The 22,218-nt window shown below is 65.4% G+C and carries 14 protein-coding genes and 1 tRNA gene; 13 read left to right on the top strand and 2 right to left on the bottom strand.

Annotated elements, in window-relative coordinates:
• Positions 1–23: 23 nt before the first annotated feature.
• Positions 24–2,261 (top strand): tetratricopeptide repeat protein, encoded by a 2,238-nt coding sequence (locus tag I6F17_RS23775; RefSeq protein WP_225128761.1) that lies wholly within the window; start codon positions 24–26, stop codon positions 2,259–2,261.
• Between the two features lie 61 nt (positions 2,262–2,322).
• Here the strand turns inward: I6F17_RS23775 and I6F17_RS23770 are convergent, their stop codons facing one another.
• Positions 2,323–3,357 carry a cysteine synthase A gene (locus I6F17_RS23770; RefSeq protein ID WP_035999544.1) on the bottom strand — a complete coding sequence of 345 codons (1,035 nt, stop codon included), beginning with the start codon at positions 3,355–3,357 and terminating at the stop codon, positions 2,323–2,325.
• 726 nt (positions 3,358–4,083) lie between these two features.
• Here I6F17_RS23770 and I6F17_RS23765 point away from each other — a divergent pair.
• The 7 genes from I6F17_RS23765 to I6F17_RS23735 all read left to right on the top strand — a co-directional run bounded on the left by I6F17_RS23765 (position 4,084) and on the right by I6F17_RS23735 (position 14,507).
• Complete coding sequence (locus I6F17_RS23765; protein ID WP_225128763.1) at positions 4,084–5,568, top strand: efflux transporter outer membrane subunit; 1,485 nt, start codon at positions 4,084–4,086, stop codon at positions 5,566–5,568.
• A complete protein-coding gene (locus I6F17_RS23760) occupies positions 5,558–6,961 on the top strand; it encodes an efflux RND transporter periplasmic adaptor subunit (protein ID WP_225128766.1) in 1,404 nt (467 codons plus the stop codon). Before I6F17_RS23765 ends, I6F17_RS23760 begins: the two co-directional genes overlap by 11 nt.
• Before the next feature lie 37 nt (positions 6,962–6,998).
• The gene (locus tag I6F17_RS23755; protein ID WP_225128768.1) at positions 6,999–10,148 is read left to right on the top strand and encodes an efflux RND transporter permease subunit; all 3,150 of its coding nucleotides are present in this window, start codon (positions 6,999–7,001) and stop codon (positions 10,146–10,148) included.
• Entirely contained in the window at positions 10,148–13,249 is a 3,102-nt protein-coding gene (locus I6F17_RS23750; RefSeq protein ID WP_225128770.1) for an efflux RND transporter permease subunit, read from the top strand. Before I6F17_RS23755 ends, I6F17_RS23750 begins: the two co-directional genes overlap by 1 nt.
• 37 nt (positions 13,250–13,286) lie before the next feature.
• On the top strand, positions 13,287–14,027 hold the full coding sequence (locus tag I6F17_RS23745; protein WP_225128772.1) for a tRNA-uridine aminocarboxypropyltransferase: 741 nt from the start codon (positions 13,287–13,289) through the stop codon (positions 14,025–14,027).
• Between the two features lie 84 nt (positions 14,028–14,111).
• Positions 14,112–14,185, top strand: a tRNA-Cys gene (locus I6F17_RS23740).
• Between the two features lie 175 nt (positions 14,186–14,360).
• Entirely contained in the window at positions 14,361–14,507 is a 147-nt protein-coding gene (locus I6F17_RS23735) for a hypothetical protein (RefSeq protein WP_167361661.1), read from the top strand.
• A gap of 80 nt (positions 14,508–14,587) precedes the next feature.
• On the opposite strand, the gene I6F17_RS23730 is transcribed toward I6F17_RS23735, so the two are convergent.
• On the bottom strand, positions 14,588–14,794 hold the full coding sequence (locus tag I6F17_RS23730; protein ID WP_225112836.1) for a hypothetical protein: 207 nt from the start codon (positions 14,792–14,794) through the stop codon (positions 14,588–14,590).
• A 263-nt stretch (positions 14,795–15,057) separates the two neighbouring features.
• On the opposite strand from I6F17_RS23730, the gene I6F17_RS23725 reads away from it, so the two are divergent.
• The 5 genes from I6F17_RS23725 (at position 15,058) to I6F17_RS23705 (ending at position 22,215) form a co-directional block, all read left to right on the top strand.
• Complete coding sequence (locus I6F17_RS23725) at positions 15,058–15,318, top strand: hypothetical protein (protein WP_025036239.1); 261 nt, start codon at positions 15,058–15,060, stop codon at positions 15,316–15,318.
• Positions 15,319–15,739: 421 nt separating this feature from the next.
• Positions 15,740–16,660, top strand: coding sequence for an ABC transporter substrate-binding protein (locus I6F17_RS23720; RefSeq protein WP_225128774.1), 921 nt, complete (start codon positions 15,740–15,742; stop codon positions 16,658–16,660).
• A 182-nt stretch (positions 16,661–16,842) separates the two neighbouring features.
• A complete protein-coding gene (locus tag I6F17_RS23715) occupies positions 16,843–18,465 on the top strand; it encodes an amino acid ABC transporter permease/ATP-binding protein (RefSeq protein ID WP_225128777.1) in 1,623 nt (540 codons plus the stop codon).
• A gap of 43 nt (positions 18,466–18,508) precedes the next feature.
• Positions 18,509–19,750, top strand: coding sequence for an acetamidase/formamidase family protein (locus I6F17_RS23710; protein ID WP_225128779.1), 1,242 nt, complete (start codon positions 18,509–18,511; stop codon positions 19,748–19,750).
• A gap of 134 nt (positions 19,751–19,884) precedes the next feature.
• Positions 19,885–22,215 carry an acetamidase/formamidase family protein gene (locus tag I6F17_RS23705; RefSeq protein ID WP_225128809.1) on the top strand — a complete coding sequence of 777 codons (2,331 nt, stop codon included), beginning with the start codon at positions 19,885–19,887 and terminating at the stop codon, positions 22,213–22,215.
• The last annotated feature ends 3 nt before the right edge of the window (positions 22,216–22,218 follow it).

The raw sequence follows: 22,218 nt of genomic DNA, 5'->3' as shown, positions 1-22,218 counted from the left end.
GGGCCATCTTCCGGAGAGACACCTTGCAGAGCAGCGTCGGCGCGCGCGCATTCCAGAATGCGCGATTGCAGAAGAAATTGAAGAAGCAGGCCGACGCCGTCATCTCCGCCGCGGCGAGCGCCTATGGTCAAGGCAGATATGCGGAGAGCGAGGCGCTCTGCCGCCAGATCTTGCAAGCCGTTCCGGATCATTTCGACGCGACGCACGTGCTCGGCCTCAGCGTGCAGCAGGGCGGGCGCCTCGACGAAGCGCAACAGCTGCTCGAGCGCGCGATTGCGATCGATCCGCGTTCGCACGAGGCTCAGAGCAATCTCGCGGCGCTCTACTTCGTGCTTCAGAAACTGGAAGCGGCCCGCGCCTGTCAGGAGAAAGCGATTGCGCTGAAGCCGAATTTTACGCCGGCCCTGGTCGGTCTCGGCAACACCCTGCTCCAGATGAACCTGCCCGAACAGGCCATCGAGGTCTACGATCGCGCCATCAAGCTGAAGCCCGACTACGCCGACGCGCTTTGCAATCGTGGCGTGGCGCAGCTGGCGCTGTTCCGGTTTGACCGCGCCAGGGAGAGCTTTGATCGCGCGTTGTTGTTTCAGCCGCGCCACGTCGAAGCGCTCATCGGCAAGGGCGTGGTCAGCATCGAGCTCAAGCGCTACGATGAGGCGGAGGCTGCACTCGCAGCGGCGTTCGCGATCAAGCCCGATTCGGCGAAGATTCTGGCCCAGCGCGGACGCCTCAACTCGGCGCTGTCGCGGCTGGAACAGGCGGCGGCGGACTTCGATGCGGCCCTTGCACTTTCGCCCCGGTTCGAAATGGCCTTGCGGGGAAAGGCGGAGGTCTCGCTCAGCCTGGGAAACACCGCACAGGCGATCCTGGCCTGCACGACCTTGCTCGAGCAAAATCCACGTTCCACGATCGCATTGGCGTTGCTGAGCTCCTGTTTTGCAAATCAGGGAGAAATCGCGTCCGCAATCGAACATCTCGACGCCGCGCTGGCGATCTCGCCGGATCCAGACTTGATGGCGCGGAAGATCTACTATCTGGACTTTCTTCCCGACGCCGATTTCGCGATCCAGCAGGCGACGCGAAAGTCCTGGGGCGAAGCGATCGGTGCCCGCGTGCCGCAGAGGAAGCTCGCCCCCCGGCAGCTCGATCCCGACAGGCGGATCGTGATCGGCTATGTTTCCGCCGAATTCTGGTATCATTCGGCGGCGTTCGGCTTGCTGCCGGTGCTGCGCCATCACGATCACGCCAGCTTCGAGGTCGTCTGCTATTCGTGCTCGCCGACTCAAGATGCGATCACAGCCGAATTCAAGTCGGCGGCCGACGGCTGGGTCGATGCCTGGCAGATGTTCGACGAAGAACTGGCCGATCGTATCGAGGCCGACAAGGTCGATATCCTGATCGACGTGTCCGGGCACTCGTCGGGCAACAGGCTTCAGGTCTTCGCCCGCAAGCCGGCTCCCATCCAGGTCACGGGCTTCGGACACGCGACCGGTACGGGTCTCCGGACGATGGATTACGTGCTCGCGGACCCGGTCTTCATTCCGCAATCGGCACGGCATCTGCTGACCGAAAAGGTTTATGACCTGCCGTGCCTGATCACGATCGATCCCATCCTCGATGTGCCGCCTTCGGAGCTTCCCATGCTCCGCAACGGCTACGTCACCTTCGGCGTATTCAACCGCGTCAACAAGATCTCCGACGAGGCCATTCGCGTGTGGTCGAACGTGATGCGGGAGGTGGCCGGATCGAAGATCATCATCAAGCATACGCTGCTCGACGATCCCCTGGTGCGCGACGGCCTGCTCGCGCGCTTTGTCGCCCACGGGATTGCCGAGGAGAGGATCACTTGTCTCGGCTCGTCCGAGCGCGCCGATCATCTGCGAGCCTTCGCGCTGGTCGATATTTCGCTCGATCCGTTTCCGCAGAACGGCGGCGTCAGCACCTGGGAATCCCTCTATGCGGGCGTTCCGGTCGTCGCCAAGCTTGGCCACGGCGCATCCTCGCGCGCCGGCGGCTCCATCGTGGCCGCCGTCGGTCTTGACGACTGGGTGGCCGAGGACGACGAGGGCTACGCCGCGGTCGCGTGCAAATTCGCTGCCCAGCCCGCGTATCTGGCAAAGCTGCGCGCGGAATTGCCGGCCCGGATCGCGGCTTCGGCCGCGGGCAACGTCGAAACCTATACGCGCAGGGTCGAGGAGGGCTACCGCAAGTTCTGGCGCGACTATTGTGCCGCGGCCTCGGAAAGCGGGGAGGTCGCTTAGGCCGGCCGAACTGCGCAGATTTTGTGGATCTGCGCCTTCGGCCCGAGGATGCGCGTGACGATCAGACGAAGGGCGGCTTGATGTTGCTGCGCTTCTCCAGCCATTCCGGCACCGGCAGGTTCTTGGCGCGCATGAAGTCGGCGTTGAACAGCTTCGACAGATAGCGGCTGCCGGAATCGCACAGCACGGTAACGATCGTCTTGCCGGGCCCGAGCTGCTTCGCAAGCCGCATCGCCCCGACGACATTGATGCCCGTCGAGCCGCCGAGGCACAGACCTTCGTGCTGGAGCAGTTCGTAGATCGCACTGACGGCGTCGGTGTCGGGAATGAGATAGGCATCATCGACCTTGGCGGTCTCGACGATCGCGGTGGCGCGGTTGAGGCCGATGCCCTCCGTGATCGAGCCGCCCGGCGTCGCCTTGGGATCGCCGGTCCTGAAATATTCATACATGCCGGCACCGTGCGGATCGGCGCACGCGATGCGGATGTTCTTGTTCTTCTCCTTCAGATAGCGGCTGACGCCGGCGAGCGTGCCGCCGCTGCCGACCGAGCAGACGAAGCCGTCGACCTTGCCGCCGGTCTGCTCCCAGATCTCTGGCCCCGTGGATTCGTAATGCGCCTTGGCGTTGTCCAGGTTGTTCCACTGGTCGGCGAACAGCACGCCATTGGGCTCGGTCTTGCGCAGCTCGTCGGCGAGCCGCCGGCCGACATGCTGGTAGTTATTGGGGTTGGCGTAGGGAAGGGCCGGCACCTCGATCAGCTCGGCACCGCAAAGCTTCAGGAAATCCTTCTTCTCCTGGCTCTGCGTCTCCGGGATCACGATCAGGGTGCGGTAGCCGCGCGCGCTCGCAACAACGGCAAGGCCGATGCCGGTATTGCCGGCGGTCGCTTCCACCACCAGCCCGCCGGGCTTCAGCTCGCCGCGCTTCTCGGCCTCCAGGATCATCCATTTCCCGGCGCGGTCCTTCACCGACTGACCGGGATTCATGAACTCGGCCTTGCCCAGGATGGTGCAGCCGGTCAATTCCGAAGCCTGCTTGAGCTTGATCAGGGGAGTGTTGCCGATGGCTTCGACAACGTCGTTGCGAATGGTCATGTCGGGAAAAATCACTACCAAAGGGGTTGATCGGCTTTGGCCGAACCTAGTGCTTGGGAGGCCAAAGGGGAAGGCTTTTGCGCTGCGGCGAACCCGACCGAAACGCCCGCGGAAACAGTGATATGCCCGAGACGAGACCGGCGCTGACGCGCGCGGCCGCGAGGCGGGATATCGGTAGGAGGAAACGACCGAACCCCGGCCAGGGCACGAAACGATTGCGCTCCCGATCAGCGCTGTCGCGACCGATTCTTGCCCCTGGCCAGACGGGTCGCGACAGGACGCGTGGACTGCGGTGACGGCCAAGAGATATCGGCACGTTGCACGGCTTCGTTTTCGGCAAGATTGACGGGTGTTGCACGTCGCCCAGAGGGTGGGACTGAGCTGAAGGCGTGCAACGCGTTCGGAATAAAGAGCGAAGCTAAGGGTGTGGCCGCGATATCACATGAAATCTTGGTAAGCTTGCTTACGTTTTCCCAATGTTTCGCAATGAAGGAAGTCCCTGCGAGACAGTCGCTTTTCGCATTCTTGTCAGTTCGCTCCCGGCCCGTCGGCGCGGGCATCTCGCAATTGCGGCACTGTCCCGCCGTTCCGCGCCCGGCTAGTATGAACCTCAGGTTCCGCAGAAAGCATCATCACTGTGAACGCGTCGTCCAAAGCCTCCCGACCCCCCTGCCGCGAATCGGTTACTCCGGCAGCGTTGCGGCGGCTTGATCTGCTCGGCGGGGGGTGGATGTGACACAGCAAGTTCCAGTGATCGCCTCGCGGCGGTCTCTCGGTTCTGCATTCGGAACGCTGCGCGCGGCGCGATGGATTGCGGTGCTGTGCCTCGCCGCCGGCTCGGGGGCCTGCGTGCTGACCCAGGATCTTCCCGATCCCGCGCTCGACGTTCCCACGCATTACAAATATGCCGGCAAGGGCGACGCGCCGCCGTCGCTGGATTGGTGGCGCGGCTTCCGCTCTGCGGAGCTCGCGCAGCTGATGGAGGAGGCGCAGACCGTCAATCTCGACATCGCCGCAGCCGTGGCGCGCATCGTCCAGGCCGACGCGCAGGCGCGACAGGCCGGAGCGGCGCTGCTGCCGAGTGTCTCGACAGGCGGATCCGAAACCTATTCGCGCACATCGGGCTCAAGCGCTTCGGGACTGTCCATCGGCGGACGCGAGGTCGTCAATTATTCGGCCTCGCTGAGCGCGAGCTATCAGCTCGATTTCTGGGGCCAGAACCGCGACGCGCTGCAATCGGCAGAGGAGACGGCGAACGCCAACCGTTTCGATCGCGACACGGTCGCGCTGACCACGCTCGCAGCCGTCGCCAACGCCTATTTCCAGGTGCTGGCCTCGCAGGACCGCATCAGGACCTCACAGCGCAACATCGCAAGCGCGCAGCGCATCCTCGATGCGGTCAGGGAGCGCCGCAGGGCCGGCACCGGCACTGATCTCGACGTCGCCCAGCAGGAGAGCGTGCTGGCGAACCAGAAGGCGCTGGTGCCGCCGTTGCGCCAGACGCTGGACCAGAACGTCAACGCGCTCGCCGTGCTGGTGTCGCGGCCGCCGGAGAGCGTGCGCGTGCACGGCGGCTCTCTGGACCGGATCGCGATCCCGCGCGTGACGCCCGGCCTGCCGTCGGAGCTGCTGACGCAGCGGCCGGACATCCGCCGACAGGAGGCGCAGCTCGCCTCGGCCACCGCCAACATCGGCAATGCCCGCGCACAATTCTTTCCGACCATCCAGCTCACCGGCAATGGCGGCTACCAGAGCTCGGCGCTGGTCTCGCTGTTCCAGCCGCATGCGGCCTTCTTCCAGCTCGTCGGCAGCGCGACACAGCCGATCTTCGACGGCGGCAGGATCCTCGGCAATTTCGAGTTGGCCAAGGCGCGGCAGGACGAGCTGCTGCAAACCTACCGCAAGACCATCATCCAGGCCTTTGCCGACGTCGACAACGCGCTGTTCTCGATCAAGCAGACCACGATCAGGCTGCAATTGCAGCGCGACGTCGTCGCCGCCTCGCGCCGCGCCTTCGATCTCTCCGAGCAGCAATTGCGTGCCGGCACCGCCGACATCGTGACCGTGCTCAATACCCAACTGACCCTGTTCCAGGCGGAAGACGCGCTGTCGCAGGCCCAACTCGCACGGCTTCTGGCCATCGTCAGCCTGTACCAGGCGCTCGGCGGCGGCTGGGAGCCGCGGATGGAGAAACCGGTCAATGCTCTTTAAGCCGGACACCAAGCAGGGCGCGGGAGAGGGGACGGCGAAGAGATCGCGCGGCCGCGGCTTCGTCATGACCCTGATCACGCTCGCGATCCTCGGCAGCCTCGGCTATGTCGGCTGGATCGTCATGCAACAGCAGCAGACGAACAACCGCAATCAGCGCCCCGATCTGCCGGTGCCGGTGCTGGCCGCGAGCCCGCGCATCCAGGACGTGCCGGTTTATCTCGACGGCGTCGGCGCGATCCGCGCGCTCAACACCGTGACCGTGCGCTCGCAGGTCGACGGCAAGCTGATCGCGGTCAATTTCACGGAAGGCCAGGACGTCAAGAAGGGCGACGTGCTCGGCGAGATCGATCCAGCGATCTATCAGGCGCAGTACGACCAGGCGGTTGCCAAGAAGGCGCAGGATCAGGCCCAGCTCGCCAACCAACGCATCGACCTCGCGCGCTACGAGCAGCTCGCTGCCTCCAACGCCGGCTCCAAGCAGCAGGCCGACACCCAGCGTGCGCTGGTCGCGCAGACCGAGGCGCTCGTCAAGGCCGACCAGGCTGCGATCGACAACGCGGCGGCGACGCTGAGCTACACCAAGATCGTGGCGCCGATCTCGGGCCGCGTCGGCCTGCGCCTGGTCGACCAGGGCAACATCATCCATGCCTCCGACACCACGGGCCTCGTGGTGATCACGCAATTGCAGCCGATCGCGGTGTGGTTCAGCCTGCCGCAACAGCAGATCATGCGCGTCAACGCGGCGGCGGCGAAGGGGCCGCTCGCGGTCGACGTGTTCGGCAATGACGGCATCACGGTGATCGATACCGGCAAGCTCACCGGCATCGACAATCAGGTCGACCAGACCACCGGCACGCTCAAGCTCAAGGCCGAATTCCCCAATGCCAATTACCAGCTCTGGCCGGGCCAGTTCGTCAATGTCCGCCTCAAGGTCGAGACCTTGACGCAGGCGTTGGTGGTGCCGACCTCGGCGGTGCAGCGCGGCCCGATCGGCACTTTCAGCTACGTCATCGGCGCGGACAACATCGTCTCGGCCAAGCCCGTGACGGTGACCCAGCAGAACGAGCATGACGCCGTGATCGCCAGCGGCCTGTCGGCGAGCGAGAGGGTGGTCACCACGGGCTTCGCAAATCTGTCCGACGGCTCCAAGGTGATCGTCGGCCGCGATGACCAGACTCCGTCGGCCGATCTTGCCCCGCGCAAGCGCTCGCGCGCACCGGACGCTCAGAAGAAGGATGGTGCTAACGAAGGCCAGAAGGACGGGCAGAAGGACGGCCAAGCCAAGGACGGCGAGTTGCGCGCCAAGCGCAAGAGCAGTGAAGGCGACCAGAAGGGGCAGACGGGACCGGCGCCGGGGCCGGGGGCATCGGAAAGTGGAGCCAAGCAGCCATGATCCCGACAACAGCCGCTTGAAGCGGCAGGCATAACCCATGGGTGTCTCCGAACCCTTCATCCGCCGGCCGATCGCGACCTCGCTGCTCGGCATCGCGCTTCTGATCGGCGGGCTGCTCGGCTATTTCGCACTCCCGGTCTCGGCGCTGCCGCAGGTCGATTTCCCGACCGTGCAGGTGACGACGCAGCTGCCGGGCGCGAGTCCGGACGTGATCGCCTCGCTGATCACCGCGCCGCTGGAGCGGCAGCTTGGGCAGATCCCGTCGCTCTCGGCGATGAACTCGACGAGCTCGTTCGGCGTCAGCCAGATCTCGCTGCAGTTCGAGCTCAACCGCGACATAGACGGGGCGACGCAGGACGTGCAGGCCGCGATCAATGCCGCCGCGGGCGTGCTGCCGAGGACGCTGCCTTACCCGCCGACCTACGCCAAGGTGAACCCGGCGGATGCGCCGGTGATGACGCTGGCGCTGCGCTCGGACACGATCTCGCTGCGGGTGATGAGCGACATCGCCGACACCATTCTGGCGCAACGTTTGAGCCAGATCTCCGGCGTCGGGCGCGTGTCCGTGCTGGGCGGGTTGAAGCCGGCCGTGCGCATCCAGGCCGATCTGGCGCGCCTTGCAGCCTACGGCATCGCGATGGAAGATCTGCGCACCGCGATCGCCAATGCCAATGTCTCGGGGCCGAAAGGCTCGCTCGACGGCGCGCAGCAATCCTACATCATCGCCGCCAACGACCAGATCGCGGCGGCCGAAGCCTACAAGCCCGTCATCATCGCCTATCGCAACGGCTCGCCGGTGACCATTGCCGACGTCGCCCAGATCGTCGACGGCCTCGAGAACGACCGCACTGGCGGCTGGTACCAGGGCACGCCGGCGGTCATCCTCGACATCCAGCGCCAGCCCGGCGCCAACGTCATCGACGTCGTCAGCCAGATCCGCGCCGAGATCCCGAAACTGCAGCGCGCGATCCCGGCCGGCGTGAATCTCACCATCGTCTCCGATCGCACCGTCACCATCCGCGCCTCGGTGCGCGACGTACAATTCACGCTGGTCCTTGCCGTCGTGCTGGTGACGCTGGTGGTGCTGCTGTTCCTGCGTTCGTTGCGCGCGACCGTGATCGCCGGCGTCGCGCTGCCGCTGTCGCTGATCACGAGCTTCGGCATCATGTATTTTGCCGGCTTCAGCCTCGACAATCTGTCGCTGATGGCGCTCACGATTGGCACCGGATTCGTTGTCGACGATGCCATCGTGATGATCGAGAACATCGTGCGCCACATGGAGAATGGCGACGGCGCGATGGAAGCCTCGCGCAAGGGCGCCAGCGAGATCGGCTTCACCGTGATCTCGCTGACGGTGTCGCTGATTGCGGTCTTCATCCCGCTCCTGTTCATGTCGGGCCTGGTCGGGCGCATGTTCCGCGAATTCGCGCTGACCTTGACGATTGCGGTCGTGACCTCGGCGGTGGTCTCGCTGACGCTGACGCCGATGATGTGCTCGCGGCTGCTCAAGCACGCGCACGAGGAGCTGGCCGTGCCGGGACTGGCCGCGATCAGCCGCTTCATCGACCGCACGGTCGACGCCTATCACGGATCGCTGTTGTGGGTGCTGGAGCGCCAGCGCGCCACGCTGGTCGTGACCTTCGTTACGCTGATCGCGACCCTGGTGCTCTATGTCGTCGCGCCCAAGGGCTTCCTGCCGCTGCAGGACACCGCGTCGATCACGGCGGTGACGGAGGCGGGGCCCGACGTGTCGTTTGCGGAGATGAAGAGGCGGCAGGCCGAGGCGGCCGAGGCCATCAGGGCCGACCCTGATGTGGTCGGCGTGGTCTCGGTGATCGGTGCGGGCTCCGTCAACCCGACCACCAATGTCGGCCGCCTCGTCATGAGCTTGCGGCCGCGCGGCGAGCGCCGCGACGATGTCAGCGTGGTCGTGACCCGGTTGAAGGAGCGGGTCTCCGGCATCCCCGGCATGACCGTCTATTTCCAGCCGGTGCAGGACGTGCAGATCTCGACCCAGTCGAGCCGCTCGCAATACCAGTACACGCTGACCGGCACCGATGCGACGCTGGTCTCGGAATGGGCGCGCAAGCTGGTTGCGGAGATGCGGCGCGATCCCTTGTTCCGGGACGTCTCCTCCGAGGCGCAGGAGGGCGGCCTGCGGGCGCAGCTCGATGTCGACCGCACGCGCGCCGGCCAGCTCGGCGTGAGCCTGCAAGCAATCACCGACACGCTGAACGACGCCTTCGCGCAGCGGCAGATCTCGACCATCTACGGTCAGGCCAACCAGTATCGGGTGGTGCTGGAGGCGCTGCCGATGTATCAGCGCGATCCCTCGATCCTGTCGAAGCTCTATCTGCCGGGTGCCGCGAGCGCCACCGCGGGCGCGCCCAATGCCCAGGTGCCGCTGTCGGCCGTGGCGACGCTGAAGCGGACCACGGCGCCGCTCGCGATCTCGCATCAGGCGCAATTCCCGTCGGTGTCGCTCAGCTTCAACCTGGCGCCGGGCGCGGCGCTCGGCGATGCCGTCGAAGCCGTAAAGGTGATCGAGACCCGCATCGGCATGCCGGGCAGTATCGTCGGCGTCTATGCCGGCGACGCCGCCGAATTCGCCAAGGCACTCGCCGGCCAGCCCTGGCTGCTGCTCGCCGCCGTCATCACGATCTACATCGTGTTAGGGGTGCTCTACGAGAGCTATATCCATCCGATCACGATCCTGTCGACGCTGCCCTCGGCCGGCGTCGGCGCCATCCTGGCACTGATGCTGTGCGGACAGGACCTCTCGGTGATCGGCCTGATTGGCATCATCCTCTTGATGGGCATCGTCAAGAAGAACGCGATCATGATGATCGACTTTGCGCTCGAGGCCGAGCGCGGGCGGGGCATGTCGCCCAGTGAAGCCATCGTGCAGGCCTGTCTGTTGCGCTTCCGTCCGATTATGATGACGACGCTGGCGGCGCTGTTCGGGGCGCTGCCGCTCGCGATCGAAAGCGGCACCGGCGCCGAGCTGCGCTTTCCGCTCGGCATCTCCATCATCGGCGGCCTGCTGCTCAGCCAGCTCCTGACACTTTACACGACGCCCGTGATCTATCTGGCGCTCGATCGCATCAACCGTCGCCTCGAGCAGGCGCTGCCGCCGGCTGGATCCGGCGGCCCGCCGGTCGCCGGCGCGACCGAGGGGATGCAGTGATGGCATCGATCTCGGAGCCCTTCATCCGCCGCCCGGTCGCGACCACGCTGCTGTCGATCGGGCTGTTCCTGCTGGGTGTCGTCGCCTACCGGTTCCTGCCGGTCGCCTCGGTCCCGAACGTCGACTTTCCCGCCATCTTCGTCTCCGCCAGCCGGCCCGGCGCCGATCCGTCCGTGATGGCGGCGACGGTGGCGTCGCCACTTGAGCGGCGGTTGGGAGAGATCGCCGGCATCAACCAGATCACCTCGACCTCGAGCCTCGGCACGACCAGCATCCAGCTTCAGTTCGACATCGGCCGCAACATCGACAAGGCCGCGCGCGACGTGCAGGCGGCCATCAACGCCGCGATGGTCGACCTGCCGAGCGACTTGCCGACGCTGCCGCGTTTCCGCAAGGCAAACACGGCCGGTGCACCCATCTTCGTGCTGGCGTTGACCTCCAAGACGATCTCTCCGTCGGCGATCTACGACGTCGCGGATAGCGTGTTGGCGCAACGCATCTCGCAGGTGCCGGGCGTCGGCAACGTGTCGATCTCCGGCGCCGACCAGCCGGCCGTGCGCGTGCAGCTCAACCCGGTTGCGCTGTCCAATGCTGGAATCGCCACTGACGACGTGCGAACCGCGATCATCGCCGCCAACGCGCTCGGCCCCGTCGGCATCTTCGAAGGCGAGCGCCAGAGCGAGACGCTGTCGCTGAACAAGCAGATGCGCACGGCGAAGGAGTTCCGCGACATCGTCATCAAGAGCTCGGGCAATAATTTCGTGCGGCTGTCGGATGTCGCCGACATCGAGGATTCCGTCCGCAACGTCCGCTCGATAGCCTGGTTCAACAGGCAACCGGCGGTTCTGATCCAGATCACCAAGCAGGGCGATGCCAACGTCATCGACACCGTCGACCGGGTCAAGGCGCTGATCCCCGAGCTGAAGCAGTGGATCCCGGCCGGTGTCGAGATCTCCACCCTGGTCGATCGGACCGGCACGATCCGCGCCAGCGTGCTGGACATGCAATGGACGCTGCTGGCAACGTCCGTCCTGGTGATGGTCGTTGTGTTCGTGTTCCTGCGGCGGCTGACGCCGACCATCGCGGCCGGCATCTCGGTGCCGCTGGCACTCGCCGGGACTTGCGCCGGCATGTGGGTCGCGGGCTTCTCCATCGACAACCTGTCGCTGATGGCGCTCGCCATCTCCGTCGGCTTCGTCGTCGACGACGCCATCGTCATGATCGAGAACATGTTCCGCAACCTCGAGCAAGGCATGCGGCCGTTCCGGGCGGCGCAGGAGGGCGCCAAGCAGATCGGCTTCACTGTGGTCTCGATCAGCCTGTCGCTGATCGCGGCCTTCACGCCGCTGATCTTCATGGACGGCGTCGTCGGTCGGCTCCTGCGCGAATTTTCGCTGACGCTGACCTTCGCCATCCTGGTCTCGACGCTGGTGTCGCTGACGGTCACGCCGATGATCTGCGCCCATTACATCCGGCAGGCCACCTCCGGCACGGCAACGCTGTTCGACCGCATCATCGAAGGCGCGCTGTCGCGCACCATCGTGTTCTACGCCCGCACCCTGCGCACCGTGCTGGAATTCCCGCTGCTGACGCTGCTGGTGTTCTTCGCCACCATCGCGCTCACGGTGACGCTCTACATCAAGGTCCCCAAAGGCTACTTCCCCACGGACGATTCCGGCTTCATCATCGGCGCGACGCGCGCCTCGGCGGACACCTCGTTCCAGTCGATGCTCGGCCTGCAGCAGCGGCTCGCCGAGATCGTGATGAAGGATCCCGCCGTGGCCGGCATCGGCTCGACGGTCGGCAGCGGGGGTCCGGGGCCGGCGACTTCGAACCGCGGCACCATGTTCATCAGCCTGAAGCCGCCGGAGGAGCGTGGCCACGTGTCGACTGAGGTCGTGATCGACCGGCTCAGGCGCGCGCTATATCCCGTGCCCGGCATCCGCCTCTTCATGTTCGCTGCCCAGGACGTGCGGGCCGGCGGGCGTCAGAGCGATTCCGACTACCAATATACGCTCACCAGCACCGATCTCGGCCTGCTGCAGAAATGGGCGCCGATCGTGGCCAAGCGCCTGGAGAGCGTGGAGGGCATCACCGACATCTCCAGCGATCGCGATCCCGGCGGGCTGCAACTGACGCTCGCCATCGACCGCCAGAAGGCGTCCGCGCTCGGCGTCAGGGTCCAGGACATCGACAACGCGCTCAACAACGCTTTCGCACAGCGGCAGATCTCGATCATCTACACCCAGCGCAACCAATACATGATCGTGCTGGAGATCGACCCGAAGTTCCAGGTCGACCCCTCCAATCTCGATCGCATCTACGTCGCCGGCGCGGGAGATGCGCAGGTGCCGCTGTCGGCCGTGGTGCGCGCGACGCGCGGGCTCGCTGCGCTCGCCGTCTATCATTCGCAGTCGTTCCCATCGACCACGGTGTCCTTCAACCTGATGCCGGACGTGCCGCTTCAGGCGGCGACCCAGAACATCCAGCGCGCGGTCGACGAGTTGCACATGCCCGAAGGCATTCGCGGCAGCTTCGACGGCAATGCCGGCGATTTCGCCAGGACCAGCGGTCGCCAGCCGCTCCTGATCCTCGGCGCGCTGGTTGCGATGTATATCGTGCTCGGGGTGCTCTATGAGAGCCTCGCCCATCCGCTCACGATCATTTCGACACTGCCATCGGCCGGCTTGGGTGCGCTGCTCGCCTTGCAGCTCACCAACACGCCGCTGACGGTGATTGCCTTCGTCGGCATCATCCTCTTGATCGGCATCGTCAAGAAGAACGGCATCATGATGGTCGACTTCGCGCTCGATGCCGAGCGCCAGCGCGGGCTGTCCTCGGCCGAGGCGATCTTCGAGGCCTGCCAGGCGCGCTTCCGCCCGATCCTGATGACGACCATGGCGGCGCTGTTCGCCGGCATTCCGCTGGTGATTGCGACCGGCCCCGGCACGGAGCTGCGCCGGCCGCTCGGCATCACCATCATCGGCGGCCTGTTCGTCTCGCAGATCCTGACGCTGTACACGACGCCCGTGATCTACCTGCTGATCGACCGCCTGCGGCGGCGATCCGAGCCGCGTCCGCTGGCGGCACCGGCGGAATAGGTTGTTGCAGCGCCGCGCGAAGCGTATAGCGGCGACCATGTCCAATCCGCCCAAGACTGCCGCCGCGCTGGCCGAGCCGATCCCCGAATGCCCGCATTGCCAGAAGCCGATGCCGCTGTGCATTTGCGACAGCGTCACGCCGATCGAGAACCGGCTCTCGCTCCTGATCCTGCAGCATCCGCAGGAGCAGGACAGGGCACTCGGCACGGCGCGGCTGCTGGCCAGGCATTTTGCCGATGCCACGGTGCGGGTCGGCCTGTCCTGGCCGAGCCTGTCCAAGGCGCTGGGACGGCCGGTCGAGAATGCTTCGCACTGGGCGGTGCTCTATCTCGGCTCGGCACGCGCGGCCGATCTCGATGCCGAAGGTGAGATCGTCGCGCTCAACCGCAAGGGCGAGGTCGCGGAGAACCAGCGCGCGATCCTCGGCAAGCTCGAAGGTGTGGTGCTGCTCGACGGCACCTGGAGCCAGGCCAAGGCGCTGTGGTGGCGCAATCCCTGGATGCTGAAATGCCAGCGCGTGATCCTCAATCCGGCACGTCCCTCTCGCTACGGGCGCTTGCGCAAGGAGCCGCGCCGCGACGGCCTCTCGACCATCGAAGCCGCCGCGACGATCCTCGCCGGCCTCGAGCGGCGCCCTGATCTCGCCGAGACGCTTCATGCCAGTTTCGAACGGATGCTGGCTCGCTACCGCGAGGTCCAGGCCGAGATGCCGGAACTGGCACCCAAGCCCGCGCCCAAGGGCCGCCGGCGCGACTTCAGGCGCGGCAAGCGCGCCTGATTTCGGCTGGACATTTCGCTGTGCTACAAGCGGGCCGTGGGGTTGCCTAAGCCATTGATCCCCTATATTGGTCCGCCCTTACGGGGCCACGTGGCGGAGTGGTTACGCAACGGTCTGCAAAACCGTGTACACCAGTTCAATTCTGGTCGTGGCCTCCATCACAAGCCTCTGATTTTCCGCAAAATTTTGGCCTATGCGCGGTTCCGCCGAGCCGCACGTACCCGCCAGCCACCGGGTTTGCCCGGGGCTTGGCGGAAAGGTGCGATTCAGGTCCTCTGGCATAGACTTCGCATCTGCGAAGAGACGCATCCAAACCCTGGAGCTGGAGAGCACGTGGGCGACGTCGTTCGATTTGTCCCGAAATCCGAGCTGGAGCGGGCCCGCCTCATTGCCGAGGCGCGCGCGATCTATGACAGCATCTTCCCGCCGGCTGCACCCGACCGGGCGCCGCAGCAGGGCGAGGAGCGCGTCAAGACTTGATCGGGGCTGCGCCGGTCCCCGGCGCTCGGTCATGCCGAACCGCCCGCAAGGCGGACGCATCGGTTCACTTCAAGTCGGCCTCAGCAGGCCGCGTACCAGCCGTCGGGAAAGGGCAGGAGGGGCCAGGCGCCCTCGTTGTCATTGGCAGCCTTGTTGGCTGCCTTGGGCGTCGCGTCGAAGCTCCACGAGCGGGGCACGTAGTCCTCCACCGGCACGGGCGCGAAATCCTCAAAGACCATGGCGTCCCGGACAGCATCCAGCAGCAAATTGAATTCGGCTTCGCTCATCACACCCTCGCAGAATGCGGACGGCGCAATGTCGCAAAGCCGGTTTGTTTCCGGATTGATCCGATCGTTCGCATTTTAACGATGCGGCGATCGGGACCCGAATGGTTAGCGATTCCTGAAAATCCCCGCGGCAACCCTATGTGCCGCCGCCGCGCAGCGGGTGTGAAGGAGATCACGTTCCCGGCGGTTTATTTCTCGTAACCCCTTTGTCCCATGCCGGCCAATGCAGGCCGGAGCGGGCAGGGCAGAGCGGGAGACTGGTCATGAAGGCGAGGTTCTTGCGGTTTGCGGGCGTGAAGAGCCGGGCGCGGGGCGCCTCTACGGTCGGGCTATTCCTGACGCTATTTGCCTCCGCGGCCCATGCACAGGGAACTGCGGAGCAGCGGCGGGCCTGTACCCCCGACGTCTACCGGCTCTGCGCCGGCGAGATCCCCAACGTCCGCGCCATCACCGCCTGCCTGCGCCGCAACCGCGCCAGCCTCAGCGAGGCCTGCCGATCCGTGTTCGACCAGGCGGGTGGCTAAACGGCCCGGCTTGTGGGCTTGTGCGCAGCAAGTGCCTCGCAGGGGCTCGCGAATCCGTCACAGGCACCCTGTGGATATGCTGTGGATTTGCTGCGGATGCTGGACGTGGATGCTTCGTACCTTCATCGCATCTTGGTCGCCAATCGTCATATCTGCGTCAAATGAGCTCACCGAATGATTCAGCGGGCCGGCAGATCGCTGCTGCGGCCGAGAGCATTTCGTAATCCCCCGAATTCGGAATCCCTCACCTGCGTCGCGGTCCGCGGACAGTTTTTGGGCAACCGTTTGCCCAAATGTCGGGCGCGCTCCGTCCAAATTTTTGTACGCCCGCGGACAAGCTTTTCACCGCCCACTCCCGCACGCTTCCTCCCCGATCACTGGAGCATGGCAGACGCCATGACATTTCGGAGGAACTGGCGAGATGGAGAAGTCGATTTGGCCCCAGGCGCGGCGGGGAATGGCGCGCGCGTCATTGCCGCGGTACAAGCTCATGCTCGGCGCCGCCATTGCTTTCGGTCTCGTCGTTGCCTCACCGCTGAGCGCGGAGGCCGCAGCGCCCGCTGCCTGCGCCGCGCTTCAGGAAAAGTATCCGGACTGGAAGGGCAAGACGCTCGTCAATGCCATCAACCCGCACACGCCGGGCTATGAGACGATCGATCCCAAGGATCCCAGCAAGTATATCGGCTTCGACATCGATCTCGGTGAAGCCATCGGCGAATGTCTCGGCTTCAAGCTGACCTACAAGGCGGTGACGTTCGCGGCGCTCCTGACCACGCTCGCCGCCGGTCAGGCCGACATCGTGATCTCCGACATCTACGCCACCAAGGAGCGCGCCAAGGCGGCCGACTTCATCACCTACTCGAAGGTGTTCGATGGCGTGCTGGTCGCCAAGGGCAACCCGAAGGGCATCAACGGCATCAACCTGTCGCTGTGTGGCGCCGCTGCTGCCGAGAACACCGGCTATGTCGAGGTACCCCTGATCCAGGCGTTGATCCCGGAGTGCAAGAAGGCCGGCAAGCCGGAGCCGACCATCCAGCTTTACGACAACAACGCCAATTGCATCCAGGCGATTCTGGCCGGCCGCGCCGACACCTACATCAACGACGTCAACACCGTCGACAGCGCCGTAAAGGCCTATCCGGACAAGCTGGAGAAGGCGGTCGCTGTGACGATCCCATACTCGGTCGGCATCGCTGTTCCCAAGGGCAAGCCGAGATTCCGTGACGCCGTGCTCGCTGCCCTGATCGAGGTGCAGAAGGCAGGCACGCACATGGAGCTGCTGAAGAAGCACGGGCTTGATGTGAACAACTTCATGGAGCCGGAAATCCTCACGGCTGACTAAGCGCGCGGTTTACCTCTCCCCGACGGGAGAGGTCGGCGCGAAGCGCCGGGTGACGGGCCGTAACCCTCACCCGGATGGTATCGAGCGATGCGACGCAGCCGAAGCTTTCGCTTCGAGAGGGGGCGCGTCCTCGAGGCGCCGCCTTCCACCAAACCCGATCCCGTTCTCATGACGGTCGACTGATGTCGCTGTTCCTTCATTACCTGAGCATGCCGTATCTGCTCGCGGGCATCGAGCTCACCCTCGAGGTGACCGCCCTCGGGCTCGGCGGCGGGTTGATCCTTGGATTGATCCTCGCCGGCATGCAGCTCTCGCGCTTCTGGCTACTGGCGGCGATCGCCAGGGCCTACACCGTGATCTTTCGCGGCACGCCGCTGATCCTCCAGATGGTGTTCGCCTACGACGCGCTGCCGCATATCGGGATCAAGCTGCCGGCCGTGCTGGCGGCAGGCCTTGCGCTCGCCTGCAACGAGGCGCCGTTCATTGCGGAGATGCTGCGCGCCGGCGTCCTTGGCGTCGACCGCGGCCAGGTGACGGCGGGGCAGGCGCTCGGCATGACGCCGTCGGTGCTGATGCGCAGGGTCATCGCCCCACAGGCGATCCGCACGATGATTCCGGCCTTCGGCAATGAGGCGGTGAGCGCGTTGAAGAACTCCTCGCTCGCGTCTGTTATCGCGGTGCAGGAGCTGACCTTGCGCTCGACCCAGCTGGCATCTTCGACCTTCGACTTCTTTTCGATCTTCTTTGCCTCGGGGCTGCTCTATCTCGTTCTGACCACGGCCATCAGTGTCATCCAGCTCCTCGTCGAATGGTGGCTCGACCTCGACCGAACCACACGCCGCGAACGCAAGCTCGCCGATTATCTGCCGTGGCGCCGCGTCGACCTCGGCACCAAGTTCGAGCTTGCCGCCGTGACCGCCGCTGATCCGGAGCCTGCACAGCCAGCGCCCGGCGATACGCCGCCGCTGGCCTTGACCCGTGAGGAGCGCGCCCGTCGCGCGGCGACGATCGCGCGCAACAATATCGCGGTCGAGACCAAGGACCTCACCAAGAGCTACGGCGGGCAAAAGGTGCTCAACGGCCTCGACTTGACCGTGCGTGTGGGCGAGGTGGTGGCGTTGCTCGGTCCCAGCGGCTCCGGCAAGAGCACGCTGCTTCGTTGCATCAACCATCTGGAGAACTGGGACGCCGGCACGGTGCGCGTCGGCGGCCGGCGGCTCGGCTTCGGCGAGAATGGCAAGCCATTGTCGCCGCGCGCCATCGCCAACGAGCGGGCCAGTGTCGGCGTCGGCATGGTGTTCCAGCAATTCAACCTGTTTGCTCACCTCTCGGCGACGGAGAACATCGCCGGGCCCTTGCGCTGGGTCCACGGCATGACCCGCATCGACGCCGACCGCCGCGCCGCCGAGCTGCTTGACCGCGTTGGTCTCTCACACCGTGCCGATGCGTTGCCGCGACATCTCTCCGGCGGCCAGCAGCAGCGCGTTGCCATCGCCCGCGCGCTGGCGCCCAATCCGAGCGTGCTGTTGCTGGACGAGCCGACCTCTGCGCTGGATCCCGAGCTCGTTAATGAAGTGCTGGAAGTGATCCGCCGCCTCGCCATCGACGACGGCCTCACCATGATCATCTCGACGCACCAGATCCGCTTTGCCGATGAGGTTGCGGACCGTGTCGCTTTCCTGAGCGGTGGCACCATCATCGAGGAGGGGCCGGCGCACGAGGTGCTCTCCAATCCGCGCAATCCGCTGACGGCGCGTTTCCTCAGCATGATGGAAGCCGACAAGTCTCCGGAGACGGTGCGATGAGCGCTCTCTCCACCATGTGCAAGATCCTCGAAGAGGTCACGTCATGAAGCATGTCACGCTGCCGGTTTCGGCGAAGACCGTCCATTGGGGCTATTTCTCCAAGACAGTCACGCCGGCCCTGACGCTACGCTCGGGGGATCGCGCCACGATCGAGACGCTGACCCACCACGCCAACGACGATTACGAGCGCATGGTCCAGGGCGACCCCGGTGCCGAAAGCGTGTTCGAGTGGACGCGCGAGCACAAGGCGGTGGCGCGCCGCGGCTCGGGCCCGACGAAAGGCCCGTTCATTCGCGGCGCGGGCGAGGGGATCGGCGTGCACTTGCTCACCGGCCCCGTCGCGATCGAAGGCGCCGAGCCCGGCGACATTCTGGAGGTGCGCATCCTCGACATCCGGCCGCGGCCGAGCTGCAGTGCCTGTCATGCCGGCCGCTGCTTCGGCTCCAATGTCGCGGCGAACTGGGGTTTCCACTATCACGATCTGATCGAGGAGCCGAAGCCGCGCGAGGTCGTCACCATCTTCGAACTCGACACCTCCGGCGAACCCTATGCGAAGGCCGTCTACAATTACGTCTGGACGCCGCAGACTGATCCTGACGGCATCGTGCACCCGACCATCGATTATCCCGGCGTGCGCGTGGACCACGCCACCATCAGCAAGCGCGAGAGCATCCTTACCAGCGTGAAGGTGCCGGCGCGGCTGCATTTCGGCACCATGGGCCTTGCGCCATCGGAAGCCGATTTCGTCAGCTCGATCCCGCCGAGCTATACCGGCGGCAATATCGACGACTGGCGCATCGGCAAGGGCGCGCGGATGTTCTATCCGGTCGCGGTCCCCGGCGCTTATTTCTCGGTCGGCGATCCCCATGCCGCGCAAGGCGACAGCGAGCTCGGCGGCACCGCCATCGAGACCTCGCTGACGGGCGATTTCGAATTCATCCTGCACAAGAAGGCCGACCTCGGCGGCACCAGCCTCGAAGGCCTCGACCATCCCATGCTCGAGACCGATCATGCTTGGTCGTTCTACGGCTTCACCTATCCGAATTATCTCGCCGCGCTAGGCGCCGACGCGCAAACTGAGATTGCCAATCACTCTAGTCTCGACCGTGCGATGCGCGATGCGTTCAGGAAGCTCCGCCGGTTTCTGATGACGGTGCACCGCCTCAGTGAGGATGAGGCGATCTCGCTGATGTCGGTCGGCGCCGATTTCGGCGTCACGCAGGTGGTCGACGCCAATTGGGGCGTCCACGGCACGATCAGAAAGAACATTTTCCGCTGCGACTAATGCATTGAGACGCGGAGTGTTTTCGGGATGAGCAGGTGACAAGCGGAGACCATTTGCGGCCCGTCGCAGCGACGGAGGATCGCGTGCGTCTGGCACAGAGGTTGCTTCGATCGACCGCAATCTGGGTCGATCCGATGAGCTTTCGCCCGTTCACGAGCGAGTCCTACGCGCAAGATGACCGGCCCGAAGCCTGGCGGGACGTGCTTGCGGCGGTCGGCCTGCAGCCGGCAGGCGGCCATTCCTTCTTTGACGGGCATGCTACCGCCTCCCATCGCGAGACCGCCGGTGTTGCGCTGACACGCATGGCCGCGGGCGCGCAGAGCGTCGGTCCGCTGGCACGAGCGAACGAAGACCTTCCGATCGCGCTGATGCCGGTCGAGGATGGCATGGTGCTGAAGACCGCGGGCGGACACCGCATCGTTCCCGTCGGTCATCTCGTGATGCTGCCGCGTGGCGGCGACTGGAGCATCGTGTTCCAGCGGGACATGCGCGCCATCGTGCTGTCAGTCACCTCCGAGGCGCTGCACGGACGCCTTTCCGGTAAGCCGCGGCTCGGCGAGCCGCGCGTCGTTCCGACCAGCGGCTTTGCCGAGGTGTTCTCGCGCCTGCTGGACGCGACCGCGCGCACGCTCGACACTTTGAGCGATTCCGAATGGAATCTGCTTGCGCAGTCGCTCGTCGATCTTCTCCTGACGCTCGCGCATCAACTGGCGGCATCGACGTCCGACCCCGGGGCGAGCGCGACGCAGGCCGCGCTGCTGCACCGGATCTGCCAGACCATCGAGCGCCGCCTCGACGATCCCGATCTGGTGCCGGCGCGCGTCGCGCAAATCGAGGGGATCTCCGAGCGTTACTTGCAAAAGCTGTTCGAGACGGTCGGCGACAATTTCACCCACTATGTTCGCGAGCGTCGTCTCCAGCGCGCCTGGGCGGATCTGTCCAGTCCTTCGGAGGCGCATCGCTCGATCTCGGAGATCGCCTACGCCTATGGCTTTGGCGACTCCGCGCATTTCAGCCGCGCCTTCCGCCATCGCTTCGGCCTGCCGCCGCGCGAGTTCCGACAGCAGGAGGCCGAGCGGGCGACCGTGCAACATGGCGTCACCGGCCAGCGTGGCTGGCCGCAGGAGGCGCTGGCGCAATTGCGCGCGCATCAGAGTGTGGAGGCCCGAAGCAGCGTCGCCTGTGCCGGCGCGGGGGAGCCGACCACCACCGAACGCCGTCATCATCATCTCCCGGTCGAGGCCAGCCGCGTTCATTGGGGCTATTTCAGCCGCTCGCTGCCGCCGCAGATCGAGATCGCGTCGGGTGACACCATCACCATCGAGACGCTGACGCAGCACGCCTCCGACGATCCCGAGTTGATGATAACAGGCGATGCCGCCGCCGAAAGCGTGTTCGGCTGGACGCAGGGCAAGAAGAACGTCGACCGCCGCGGCGCAGGGCCGATGGATGCCAGCGTGTTCGGCCGCGGTGCCGGCGAGGGGTTTGGCGTGCACATCTGCACCGGGCCCGTCGGGGTGAAGGATGCTCAGCCCGGCGATGTGCTGGAGGTGCGCATCCTCGACATCGTGCCGCGCGCCAGCCGCAATCCGAGCCATGCGGGACGTGTGTTCGGCTCGTCGGTCGCAGCGTGGTGGGGCTATCACTACAACGAGTTTCTCGGCGGTCCCAAGCCGCGCGAAGCTGTCACCATCTATGAGATCTTCGAAGACGCCGAGCTGCCGCACGCCCGCGCGCTCTATTCCTATCGCTGGGAGCCCCAGACCGATCCCTTCGGCGTGGTGCACGCCACTTACGACTATCCCGGCGTTCCCGTCGCACCCGGTACGATCAAGCGCCGGCACGCCGTGCTCGACGGCATCAAGATTCCTCTGCGCCCGCATTTCGGCGTCATCGCGCTGGCGCCTCGCGAGCTCGATTTCGTCGATTCCGTGCCGCCGTCCTACTTCGGCGGCAATCTCGACAATTGGCGGCTGGGGAAGGGGGCAACCGTCTATCTCCCCGTCTCGGTCCCCGGCGCGCTCCTGTCAGTCGGCGATCCCCATGCCGCACAGGGCGACGGCGAGCTCAGCGGCACCGCGATCGAATGCTCGATGACCGGCACCTTCGAGGTGATCCTGCACAAGAAAGCTGATCTCGCCGGCCGTCCTTTCGCCGATCTCTCCTATCCCCTGATCGAAACCGAGAGCGACTGGGTGCTGACCGGCTTCAGCCACCCCAACTATCTCGCGGAATTCGGCGCGCAGGGGCAGAGCGAGGTCTACGCAAAATCCTCGCTCGATCTCGCCATGAAAGACGCTTTCCGCAAGATGCGGCGCTTTCTGATGAACGTCAAAGGCCTCAGCGAGGACGAGGCGATCGCGCTGATGTCGGCGGCGGTCGATTTCGGTGTAACACAGGTCGTCGACGGCAATTGGGGCGTGCACGCCATTCTCAGCAAGCGCCTCTTTCAGGACGCATCTTAACCA

The sequence above is a fragment of the Bradyrhizobium sp. NBAIM18 genome (assembly GCF_020193825.1).
Taxonomy (GTDB): domain Bacteria; phylum Pseudomonadota; class Alphaproteobacteria; order Rhizobiales; family Xanthobacteraceae; genus Bradyrhizobium; species Bradyrhizobium yuanmingense.
This window is presented reverse-complemented; position numbering and strand designations above follow the sequence as displayed.